General features: G+C 61.5%; 8 protein-coding genes and 2 pseudogenes. 6 read left to right on the forward strand and 4 right to left on the reverse strand.

Annotated features, from left to right (window positions below):
* Window positions 1-129: 129 nt before the first annotated feature.
* From JWR98_RS00185 to JWR98_RS00195, 3 genes and pseudogenes are all read left to right on the forward strand, one after another.
* Window positions 130-1368: an MFS transporter gene (locus JWR98_RS00185; protein ID WP_205489094.1), complete on the forward strand. Its 1239-nt coding sequence runs from the start codon at window positions 130-132 to the stop codon at window positions 1366-1368.
* Window positions 1369-1510: 142 nt separating this feature from the next.
* Window positions 1511-3097 (forward strand): ABC-F family ATPase, encoded by a 1587-nt coding sequence (locus JWR98_RS00190; RefSeq protein ID WP_078733410.1) that lies wholly within the window; start codon window positions 1511-1513, stop codon window positions 3095-3097.
* 163 nt (window positions 3098-3260) lie between these two features.
* Window positions 3261-4435 (forward strand): annotated as a pseudogene (locus tag JWR98_RS00195) (MFS transporter).
* On the opposite strand, the pseudogene JWR98_RS00200 reads toward JWR98_RS00195, so the two are convergent.
* Both JWR98_RS00200 and JWR98_RS00205 read right to left on the reverse strand, forming a co-directional pair.
* Window positions 4429-5465 (reverse strand): annotated as a pseudogene (locus JWR98_RS00200) (alpha/beta hydrolase family protein). The pseudogenes JWR98_RS00195 and JWR98_RS00200 overlap by 7 nt on opposite strands.
* Window positions 5466-5675: 210 nt before the next feature.
* Entirely contained in the window at window positions 5676-6287 is a 612-nt protein-coding gene (locus JWR98_RS00205; RefSeq protein WP_078733413.1) for an FMN-dependent NADH-azoreductase, read from the reverse strand.
* 126 nt (window positions 6288-6413) lie between these two features.
* Between JWR98_RS00205 and JWR98_RS00210 the strand changes: the two genes are divergently transcribed.
* Both JWR98_RS00210 and JWR98_RS00215 read left to right on the forward strand, forming a co-directional pair.
* The gene (locus JWR98_RS00210) at window positions 6414-7322 is read left to right on the forward strand and encodes a LysR substrate-binding domain-containing protein (RefSeq protein ID WP_078733414.1); all 909 of its coding nucleotides are present in this window, start codon (window positions 6414-6416) and stop codon (window positions 7320-7322) included.
* Window positions 7319-7675, forward strand: coding sequence for an MmcQ/YjbR family DNA-binding protein (locus JWR98_RS00215; protein ID WP_078733415.1), 357 nt, complete (start codon window positions 7319-7321; stop codon window positions 7673-7675). The genes JWR98_RS00210 and JWR98_RS00215 overlap by 4 nt, the downstream gene beginning before the upstream one ends.
* Here JWR98_RS00215 and JWR98_RS00220 read toward each other — a convergent pair.
* Both JWR98_RS00220 and JWR98_RS00225 read right to left on the reverse strand, forming a co-directional pair.
* A complete protein-coding gene (locus JWR98_RS00220) occupies window positions 7664-8047 on the reverse strand; it encodes a DUF1294 domain-containing protein (protein ID WP_078733416.1) in 384 nt (127 codons plus the stop codon). The genes JWR98_RS00215 and JWR98_RS00220 overlap by 12 nt on opposite strands.
* On the reverse strand, window positions 8044-8874 hold the full coding sequence (locus tag JWR98_RS00225; protein ID WP_078733417.1) for an undecaprenyl-diphosphate phosphatase: 831 nt from the start codon (window positions 8872-8874) through the stop codon (window positions 8044-8046). Before JWR98_RS00225 ends, JWR98_RS00220 begins: the two co-directional genes overlap by 4 nt.
* Before the next feature lie 232 nt (window positions 8875-9106).
* On the opposite strand from JWR98_RS00225, the gene JWR98_RS00230 reads away from it, so the two are divergent.
* Window positions 9107-10741 (forward strand): methyl-accepting chemotaxis protein, encoded by a 1635-nt coding sequence (locus JWR98_RS00230; protein ID WP_205489092.1) that lies wholly within the window; start codon window positions 9107-9109, stop codon window positions 10739-10741.
* The last annotated feature ends 17 nt before the right edge of the window (window positions 10742-10758 follow it).

Consider the following 10758-nt stretch of genomic DNA (forward strand, 5'->3'; position numbering starts at 1 on the left):
GAGTAAGGAACATAAGCCACCTGTTCGTCGAACAAAATACCCTGCTGCGCGTGAAACTAATGTCAAATCGTGCAGGTCATTTACGCAGTGAGCGCTCAGCCGTTGAACGCCCCTCCCGAAGACATCGCCGTGGCCCACCACTCCGACCTGCGCACCACCCTGTCGCTGGACAGCCTGAATTTCTTCCTGGCGGATGTTCGCGACGGCCTCGGCCCCTATCTGGCGATCTACCTGCTCGCGGTGCACCGATGGGACCCCGCAAGCATCGGCGTGGTCATGACGCTCGCCGGCATCGCCGGTTTGATCAGCCAGGGCCCGGCGGGCGCACTGATTGATCGCACCCGCAGCAAACGCGCGGTGATTGTGGTGGCCGCGCTGTTGGTCACTGCCGCGTGCCTGATGCTGCCCTTTGTCAGTTCGTTCGGCTGGGTGGCATTGACCCAGGCGGCCAGCGCCGTCGCCGCCTCAGCCTTCGCCCCGGCGATATCCGCCATCTCCCTGGGCATCACCGGGCCCCGCGCGTTTACCCGTCGTACCGGACGCAACGAAACGTTCAACCATGCCGGCAATGCCGTGGCTGCCATGCTGGCCGGGGGCCTGGCGTACCTGTTCGGTCCGGTGGTGGTGTTTTACCTGATGGCCTTTATGGCGGTGGCCAGTGTCATCGCGGTCAGTTGCGTGTCGGCCAACGCCATTGATCATGAGGTGGCGCAAGGCTTCGATCCCGCTCATCACAGCGATCATGAGCAGCCGTCCGGCATCAAGGTGTTGCTGGCCAACCGGCCGTTGCTGTTGTTCGCGGTCTGCTGCGCGCTGTTCCACCTGGCCAACGCTGCGATGTTGCCGCTGGTCAGTCAGAAGCTGTCGCAGATCAACCTGCACATGGCCACGCCGCTGACCTCGGCGTGCATCGTTGCCGCGCAACTGGTGATGGTGCCGGTGGCCTGGCTGGTGGGCGCCAAGGCCGATGTATGGGGGCGCAAGCCGTTGTTGCTGGTCGGCTTCATGATCCTGCCGTTACGGGGCGTGCTGTACACCCTGTCCAACGACCCTTACTGGCTGGTGGCGGTGCAAATGCTCGATGGCATCGGCGCGGGCGTCTTCGGCGCGCTGTTCCCGGTGATCGTCAAGGACCTGACCCAGGGCACCGGGCGCTTCAACGTGAGCCTCGGCGCACTGTCCACGGTGTTTGGCCTGGGCGCGGCCTTGAGCAACAGCCTCGCCGGTTTCGTGGTGCAACAGGCCGGCTACGACGCAGCGTTCCTGACCCTGGCCGGCGTGGCGGCGGTGGCGCTGGCGCTGTTATGGCTGGCGATGCCGGAAACGTTGGAACGCCCCTCTTTCGCGTGCCATACAACTGTCGCCTGAGATATGCGACAATGCGCGCCAAATTCCAACACACATCCCCCATTTTTTGCTCAGCGACCGGGTTTCGCGCCTTGATGTCGCTGTTGATGCATGCCTGACGGCGCCTGCCGCCATGCTCGCAACCCATTGATAGGTAAAGTAATTGATCTCCACAGCTAACATCACCATGCAGTTCGGCGCCAAGCCGCTCTTCGAGAACGTCTCGGTCAAGTTCGGCGCCGGCAACCGGTATGGTCTGATCGGTGCCAACGGTTGCGGCAAGTCGACCTTCATGAAAATCCTTGGCAGCGACCTCGAGCCGTCCGGCGGCCAGGTCATGCTCGAGCCGAACGTGCGCCTGGGTAAACTGCGCCAGGACCAGTTCGCCTATGAAGAATTCACCGTGCTCGATACGGTGATCATGGGCCACGAGGAGCTGTGGAGGGTCAAGGCCGAGCGCGACCGTATCTACTCGCTGCCGGAAATGAGCGAGGAAGACGGCATGGCCGTGGCCGAGCTGGAAACCGAATTCGCCGAGATGGACGGCTACACCGCCGAGTCCCGCGCCGGTGAGCTGCTGCTGGGCCTGGGCATCCCCCTGGAACAGCACTTCGGCCCGATGAGCGAAGTGTCCCCCGGCTGGAAACTGCGGGTCTTGCTGGCCCAGGCGCTGTTCTCCGATCCTGAAGTGCTGTTGCTCGACGAACCGACCAACCACTTGGACATCAATACCATCCGCTGGCTGGAAAACATTCTGACCCAGCGCTCCAGCCTGATGATCATCATCTCTCACGACCGTCACTTCCTGAACAGCGTGTGCACCCACATGGCTGACCTGGACTACGGCGAGCTGCGCCTGTTCCCGGGCAACTACGACGAGTACATGACCGTGGCGACCCAGTCCCGCGAGCAACTGCTGTCGGACAACGCCAAGAAGAAGGCGCAGATCTCCGAGCTGCAATCCTTCGTCAGCCGCTTCTCGGCCAACGCCTCGAAAGCCAAGCAGGCCACTTCCCGCGCCAAAGCGATCGACAAGATCCAGCTGGCCGAGGTCAAGCCGTCGAGCCGCGTGAGCCCGTTCATCCGTTTCGAACAGAACAAGAAACTGCACCGCCAGGCGGTCATCGTCGAGCGCATGGCCAAAGGCTTCGACGGCAAGCCGCTGTTCAAAGACTTCAGCTTCCAGGTTGAAGCGGGCGAGCGCGTGGCGATCATCGGCCCGAACGGTATCGGCAAAACCACCCTGCTGCGCACCCTGGTCAACGAACTGACGCCGGACGCGGGCAGCATCAAGTGGACCGATGCCGCGGAACTGGGCTACTACGCCCAGGACCACGCCCACGACTTCGAAGACGACGTCACGCTGTTCGACTGGATGGGCCAATGGACCCAAGGCGAGCAAATGATCCGCGGCACCCTGGGTCGCATGCTGTTCTCCAACGACGAGATCCAGAAGTCGGTGAAGGTAATCTCCGGTGGTGAGCAAGGTCGCATGCTGTTCGGCAAGCTGATCCTGCAAAAGCCGAACGTCCTGATCATGGACGAACCGACCAACCACTTGGACATGGAATCGATCGAAGCGCTGAACCTGGCGCTGGAGAACTACCCAGGCACGCTGATTTTCGTCAGCCACGACCGTGAGTTCGTATCGTCCCTGGCCACCCGCATCATCGAGTTGAGCGCCAACGGCGTGATCGACTTCAGCGGCACCTATGACGACTACCTGCGCAGCCAGGGTGTGGTGTTTTAAGAACAGCGATCAGTTGTTAGCTACAAGCAGCAAGATAGAGCCCTGTCCACTGTGACGGGGCTTTTTGCGTCCGGTTGAGCGCTATGATTAATAGTTAGGCTGCTTCCTTTTCCCCCAAGCCCTTGCCATGATGCCCTCACCGCCCGCCAGCGAACGAATGTCCATGTCCAACGCCGCCCCCTCTTCCCTGTCGATCACCCTGCAGATCGTCTCCATCGTCTTCTACACCTTTATCGCCTTTATCTGCATCGGCCTGCCGATTGCGGTCATCCCTGGCTATGTGCACGAGCAACTGGGTTTCAGCGCGGTGGTCGCCGGGGTGACCATTGGTTCGCAGTACCTGGCCACGCTGCTCAGCCGGCCCATGGCCGGGCGCGTGTCGGATAACGTCGGCACCAAGCGCGCGATCGTGCTGGGGCTGGCGGGCATTCTGGTCAGTGGCGTACTGACGTTTTTCGCGACATTGCTGCACAGCGTGCCCGGCTTGAGCCTGGGCATTCTGATCGTCGCCCGGCTGCTGCTGGGCGTGGCCCAGGGCTTGATCGGCGTGGGCACCATCAGTTGGTGCATGGGCCAGGTCGCGCCGAGCATACGGCGCGTTCGATTTCCTGGAACGGCATCGCCTCGTATGGCGCCATCGCCGTGGGTGCGCCGCTGGGTGTGGTGATGGTGGCCGACTATGGCTACAACAGCCTGGGGATTGCGCTGACGGTATTGGCCGCGTTGGGCCTGGTGCTGATCCGCAACAAGCCGTCGGTGCCGGTGATACGCGGTGAGCGCCTGCCATTCCGGGCGGTGTTCGGGCGTATCGCCCCGTTTGGCGCCAGCCTGTGCCTGGCGTCAATCGGGTACGGCACCCTCACCACCTTCATCACCCTGTATTACCTCAATCGCGGCTGGGCCGGCGCAGCGTACTGCCTTACGGTATTTGGCGCGTGTTTTATCCTGTCGCGGCTGGTGTTTATCTCGGCGATCAGCCGTTTTGGCGGGTTTCGCGCAGCAATTGCCTGCATGGTCATCGAAACCCTGGGCCTGGCGCTGCTCTGGCTGGCGCCCACCACCAGCGTGGCGTTGATCGGCGCCGGGCTGACCGGCTTCGGTTTATCGCTGGTCTACCCGGCCCTGGGCGTGGAAGCGATCAAGCAGGTGCCCAACAGCAGCCGGGGCGCGGGCTTGAGTGCCTATGCGGTGTTCTTCGACCTGGCCCTGGCGATTGCCGGGCCGTTGATGGGCTTTATTGCGCTGAACCTGGGCTATGGCTGGATCTTCTTTTGCGCGGCACTGCTATCGGCCACAGCCTTGGGCCTGACCTTACTGCTTATGCGCCGCGCCTATTGATCAGCCGTTTGCAGGCCGGCGCGCGAAGGTTCGCTGAGGGTATGCGCAAAAAACTGCCCGGCCTCGAAAATAAGGTCACGGTGAATGCCTTCGCGGTCGACCCCATCGGCATCGGTGCAAATGGCCGGCATCGCCGCCAGTTGATCACTGTCACACGGGGCCATGAACACGAAGTGCCCGGCCCCGGCCAGCAGTTTGAAATCCGGTGGCTGTGGCAGTTTGCGCGCCAGGGCCGCAGCGTTTTTGTCCACTGCGACCAGTTTGTCGCCGTCGCCGCTGTAGAGCAGCACTGGCACATGCACGTCGGCCAGGGTATGGCGACCGAACATCAGGCTCAGGGGCGCCATCAACATCAGTGCATGGATACGCGGGTCCGATTGCGGCTGCAAGTCATCGCGGTCCATCACCAGCTCGCCTTTGGTGGTGCAGGCATCACGGTCTTCCGGGCGCTCCTGGCAATAGCGGCGCAGGCGCTCGAAATCCGGCTTGGCGCCCGCCAGGATCAGCGCGGTTTCGCCACCGGCGGAATAGCCGATAACGCCCACCTGATCGACGTCAACGAAGGGCGACAGCATCGGGTCCGCCAGCGTCGCGGTGATGGCTTCGGAAATCTGGATCGCCGGCCGTACAGGTTGCTCAGCGTGCCTAATCGGCTGTGGTCTTTATAGTTGTCGCCGGGATGCAGCACCGCCACCACCACAAAGCCCTTGCGCGCCAACGACGTGGCCAGGTCATGCAACGCCAGTGGCGTACCAGTGTTGCCATGGGACAGCATCAGCATCGGGAAACGGCCGATGGCGATTTTGGAGTCTTCAGTGGCGGCGACGCGATAGGCGCCCAACTGCGTGGAGCGCTCGGTGTCGGTGGAAGGATAGAACGCGACGGCTTTCATCGGCTGCAAGTCCAGCGGGTCGAGAAAGCTCATGCGATGAAAGCCCACACTCCAATGGGGGTGCGGCGCAGGCGCGGCGTGCACTGAAATCAGGCTGCCGAGCAGGGAGAGAACCATAACAGCACAAAGACGCATCATGGGACGTCCACCTTTGCTGCGTGAGAACCGACATGTCGAATGAAAAGTCCAGGGTATTGAACCCATGCTTGCACAACCTGGGCCACATCAGAAAAGACAGCGTACAAACGAAAAAACTCCGTACTCCGTTCGCGTTCAGACGAGCAGAATACAGAGTTTAGGCGCCCGACCTCAGATTGAAACCGAGTAGAGGCGAAATTTACACAAGTCTTACGCCGCGGCGAACAATTCTTCGTTGATACGTACGTTGGCGTCGCTCATGGCTTTGTTGCGCACTTCATCACCATAGGCCAGGCCTTCGGCGCGAACCACTTCGATGTTGGTGATGCCAAGGAAGCCGAACAGCAGCTTCAAGTAGTCGACGTGGGCAGCGCCGGACGCTTGACCCGCATGCAGGCCGCCGGAGGTGGACACGATGATGACTTTCTTGTTGCCGCACAGCCCTTCCGGACCGGCTTCGGTGTAGCGGAAGGTCTGGCCGGCGACGGCAATGCGGTCGATCCAGGCTTTGAGTTGCGTCGGGATGGTGAAGTTGTACATCGGCGCACCGACGACGATGGCATCGGCGGCAAGGAACTCGGCCAGCGACGAGGCGCTCAGTTCAGCTTCGTGCTTCTGTGCCGCATCACGCAATTCGGCAGCGGTGCCCAAGGCGCCCAGGGTCGCGCCGGAAAAATGATTGATGGCGTCGCTGGCCAGGTCGCGGTAAGTGACTTCCACACCCGGTTCAGCGGCTTGCCAGGCTTTCACTACGCCAGCGCTGAGCTGACGGGAAGCCGAGTTGTCGCCGAGGATGCTGGAATCGATGTGCAAGAGTTTCATGGTGGATCTCCGAGGTGGGATCGACAAGGGCGATCTGATGGCGTTGATGCTACGCATCAATCCAATAGTCGATAAGCCGCCTGAAATGCGATAGTTTGTCCTACTGACAGGACAATAGGCAGCAACATGCAAGACCTGAACGATCTCTACTATTTCGCCAAAGTCGTCGAAGCCGGCGGTTTCGCGGCCGCCGGACGGCTGCTGGGCATCCCCAAGTCGCGACTGTCGCGGCGCATTGCCGAGCTGGAAGAACGCCTGGGCGCACGCTTGCTGCAACGCACCACCCGCCAGTTGACCCTTACCGCCGTGGGCGAACGTTACCTGCGTCATTGCCAGGCCATGCTGTTGGAAGCCGAGATGGCCGATGAGGCCGTGGCCAGTATGTCCAGTGAGCCGCGTGGGCGGTTGCGGGTCACTTGCCCGGTGGGTTTGGCGCAAAACATGATGCCCGACGTGGTCGCCGGGTTTCTTGCCGCCTACCCCCAGGTGCAACTGGAGATGACCCTGGTCAATCGCCGTGTCGACCTGGTCGCCGAAGGTATCGACGTGGCCCTGCGCGTGCGCGATCTGGGCGACGAAGACCCGTTGCTGGTCACCAAGCGTCTGCGCCCGGCCCAGACCGTGCTGGTTGCCAGCCCTAATTTTTTAAACGGACGACAGGTCGGCACCCTCGACGACCTCAAGCAGTTGCCGATACTCGGCGCGCTGGAAGCGGATCGCATGGTGCATCAACGCATTCTCGATCCCCAGGGCAACCCCCAGGACCTGGTGATGGAAGCACGTCTGGGCGTTGACGACTTCAATGTGCGCAAGGCCTGCGCCATCATGGGCCTGGGCTTCACCGTGCTGCCGATGATGTATTGCGAAGAAGAACTGGCCAGCGGCCGCCTGGTGCAACTGCTGCCACAATGGTCATTGCCGGGCGGCTGGCTGCAGGCGGTGTACCCGCATCGACGTGGCGTACTGCCGGCCATTCGCGCCTGGATCGATTACCTGGAAGAAGGCTTTAAAAGCTGCGGAGACCGCCTGTTATGAAGATGACCGAAGAACACGTCGCCACGTTCTGCCTGAGCCTGCCCGGCGCGCGGGAAGACTACAAATGGGGTGGTGTGCGGGTGTTTTCGATTGCCGGCAACAAGATGTTCGCCCTGCAGAACCTGCGCGGCGACTCGTTGGCGTTCAAGGTCGACAAGGACCTTTTCCTGGGCCACGTGGACCGTCCCGGCATCCACCCCGCGCCGTACCTGGCGCGTGCGCAGTGGATCATCATGAACACGCCCTACCCGCTGGGCGCCGAGGAGTTGCGTGGCCTGTTGCGGCGCTCCCACCAACTGGTGGTTAGCAAACTGCCCAAGCGCACGCAGATCGGCTTGCGGCTAGAGGACTGACAACAAGGTGCCGCCCAGGAACAACTGATCCAGCCAGAACACTTGGTGCAGCAACACAATCACCCAGAACAGCACTTGGTAAGAGACCTTGCGTGTCTTGTGACGAAACACCTGCTGGGCAATCAACGCCCCCGGCCAACCGCCCGCCAGTTCCACCGCGTGGAGGATGTTTTCCGGGGTGCGCCAGCTGTCGGTCTGCGCCTTGCGTTTGTCACTCCAGTACAGGAAAAACGCGATCACGCTGACCACGCCATAGGCCGCCAGTGGGACCACGGTTTCGCCGCGTTGCCACACCAGCACCGACCCCAACAGCGGCGCCGCGCACAACAGCACAAAGAGCGCCGCCTTCAAGCGTGGGTGCTGGATGCTCATGCCTTGGCCGCCGCCCAGTCGATCCAACCGAACTGCCAGGTCGCCAGGATCAGCAGGCCAAAGCCGATGCGGTACCAGGCAAACGCCGCGTAGCTATGGCTGGCGATGAACTTGAGCAGGCCCTTGACCGCGATCATCGCGAAAATGAACGAGGTGACAAACCCGATGGCAAACACCGGCAGGTCCGCCGGCTGGAACAGGTCGCGGTACTTGTAGCCCGAGTACAGCGCCGCGCCGACCATGGTCGGCATGGCCAGGAAAAACGAGAACTCGGTGGCCGTCTTGCGCGACAGGCCGAACAGCAGGCCGCCGATGATGGTGGCACCGGAGCGCGAGGTACCGGGGATCATTGCCAGGCACTGGGCAAAGCCGACCTTGAGGGCATCTTTCCAAGTGATGTCATCGACCGTTTCAGCATGTACGGTATGTTCGCGCCGCTCAGCCCACAACATGATCACCCCACCCACCACCAAGGCGGACGCCACCGTGATCGGGTTGAACAGGTAATGCTTGATCGCGTTCGCGAAAATCACCCCCAGCACCACTGCCGGTAGCACGGCGATGATCAGGTTCACGGTGAAACGCTGGGCATTGCGCTGAGTCGGCAAACCGACGACCACGTCCAGGATCTTGCGGCGAAACTCCCAGACGACGGCCAGAATGGCCCCCAACTGGATAATGATATTGAACGCTTCGAAGCGCTCACCACCGAAGCCAATCAAGTCGGCGACAATGATCTGGTGGCCGGTGCTGGAAATCGGCAGGAACTCCGTCAGCCCCTCCACTACACCAAGAATCAATGCCTGAATGGCGGTCCAAAAATCCATGCTTCCCCCAAAGGTCATGCGCGGTGGCATGCCTCACTAGTCTTTTTTAATGGTTCACTGACGACGCGCGCGCTGAAGGCCCAATGTTGATGATGGTCAACACCGGCCTGCAAAAATGCTGTGAAAATCAGACAGTACTCAGGTTTTACGATTTCAGGCCGAAAGCCTATCAGACAAGGCGTAAAAGTCGATGCGACGCCCATAATTATAAAAAGCCCGGAGTGACAGGACGATGAACAGTTTGCGCAATATGTCGATCAGCCGCCGCCTTTGGTTGATCCTGATAGTCGCCGTGCTCATGCTGATGGCCTTGGGTTTGCTGATGCTCAAGCAGATTCATGACGACCTTTACCAGGCCAAAAGACAACAGACCCAACACGTGGTGCAGACCGCCAGCGGCATCCTGACGTTTTATCACGGCCTCGAAACCACCGGCGTGATGACCCGCGACGCCGCGCAAAAACAAGCCCTGAGCGCTGTGCGTGGGCTGCGTTACGACCATGACGATTACTTCTGGATCAACGACCTCACGCCCGTGATGATCATGCATCCGACCAACCCCAAGCTCGATGGCCAGAACCTTTCGGCGATCCGCGATCCGGACGGCTTTGCGATCTTCAATGAGTTCGCCAGCCTGGCCAAGGCCAAGGGCGCCGGCATCGTCAACTACCGTTGGCCCAAGCCGGGTGCCGAAGCACCAGTGGCCAAGACCTCGTATATCCAACTGTTTGAACCCTGGGGCTGGATCATCGGCTCTGGCGTCTACGTCGACGATGTACAGGCCGAGTTCAGCGCCCAGGTATGGAAAGCGTCATTCATCGTGCTGGGCATTGCGCTGGCGATGGGTTTGCTGGTGGCGCTGATTGCCCGCAGCATCGTGCAACCGCTGCAGGCAGCGGTGAATGCCATGGGCAACATCGCCAGCGGCGAAAGCGACCTGACCCGCAGTCTCGACACCCACGGCCGCGACGAAGTGACCCAGTTGTCCCAGCACTTCAACAGCTTCACGGCCAAGCTGCGCCAGGTGGTCAGCCAGTTGCAGGCCTGCGCCAACGCCCTGGGCGAGTCCTCCACGGAGCTGGGCAACAACGCCAGCCAGGCCCATGACCGCAGTCAGCAACAGTCGCAGCAGATGGAGTTGGTGGCCACCGCGATCAACGAAGTCACCTACGGCGTGCAGGATGTGGCCAAGAACGCCGAACACGCCGCCAGCGAAATGCGCGAAGCCGAAGCACAGGCCCAGCAAGGCCAGGTCAATATCGACGGCAGCCTGCAGCAGATCGACCAGTTGTCCAACACCATCAGCCAGGCCGTGGAAGTGATCCGCACCCTGTCCAGCGAAAGCACGCAGATCGGAGGCGTGCTGGAAGTGATCCGTTCCATCGCCGACCAGACCAACCTGTTGGCGCTCAACGCCGCCATCGAAGCCGCGCGGGCCGGCGAGCAAGGTCGCGGGTTTGCCGTGGTCGCCGACGAAGTGCGGCTGCTGGCCCAGCGCACGCAAAAATCCACCGCCGAAATCCAGCTGATGATCGAGCGCCTGCAGGGTCACTCGGAAGCGGCGGTCAAGGTGATCAGCGACAGCCACAGCGCTTCGCAACTGACCATCGAACAAGCCGGCCAGGCGGGTGCGAGCCTGACGGCCATCGGCCAGGCCTTGCGTAACCTCAACGGCCTGAACGCGTCGATTGCCAGCGCCACCCTGCAGCAAGCCCATGTGGTGGAAGACATCAACCAGAACGTTACCGAGGCGGCGGGGCTGTCCCACAGCACGGCGGTAGCGGCGGAACAGTCGAGCCTGGCCAGTGCGCAGTTGCGTGGGTTGAGTGAACAGCTCGACGGGTTGCTGCGTCAGTTCAAGGTCTGACACTGCTCCAAATGTGG

Origin of the sequence: Pseudomonas lactucae (assembly GCF_016937615.1) — a bacterium.
Taxonomy (GTDB): domain Bacteria; phylum Pseudomonadota; class Gammaproteobacteria; order Pseudomonadales; family Pseudomonadaceae; genus Aquipseudomonas; species Aquipseudomonas lactucae.

Excerpts from the sequence above, each read along its gene's own strand:
- JWR98_RS00215 (WP_078733415.1), top strand. The coding sequence starts at position 7,319 with ATGAAGATGACCGAAGAACACGTCGCCACGTTCTGCCTGAGCCTGCCC.
- JWR98_RS00230 (WP_205489092.1), top strand. The coding sequence starts at position 9,107 with ATGAACAGTTTGCGCAATATGTCGATCAGCCGCCGCCTTTGGTTGATC.
- JWR98_RS00205 (WP_078733413.1), bottom strand. The coding sequence starts at position 6,287 with ATGAAACTCTTGCACATCGATTCCAGCATCCTCGGCGACAACTCGGCT.
- JWR98_RS00225 (WP_078733417.1), bottom strand. The coding sequence starts at position 8,874 with ATGGATTTTTGGACCGCCATTCAGGCATTGATTCTTGGTGTAGTGGAG.
- JWR98_RS00210 (WP_078733414.1), top strand. The coding sequence starts at position 6,414 with ATGCAAGACCTGAACGATCTCTACTATTTCGCCAAAGTCGTCGAAGCC.
- JWR98_RS00220 (WP_078733416.1), bottom strand. The coding sequence starts at position 8,047 with ATGAGCATCCAGCACCCACGCTTGAAGGCGGCGCTCTTTGTGCTGTTG.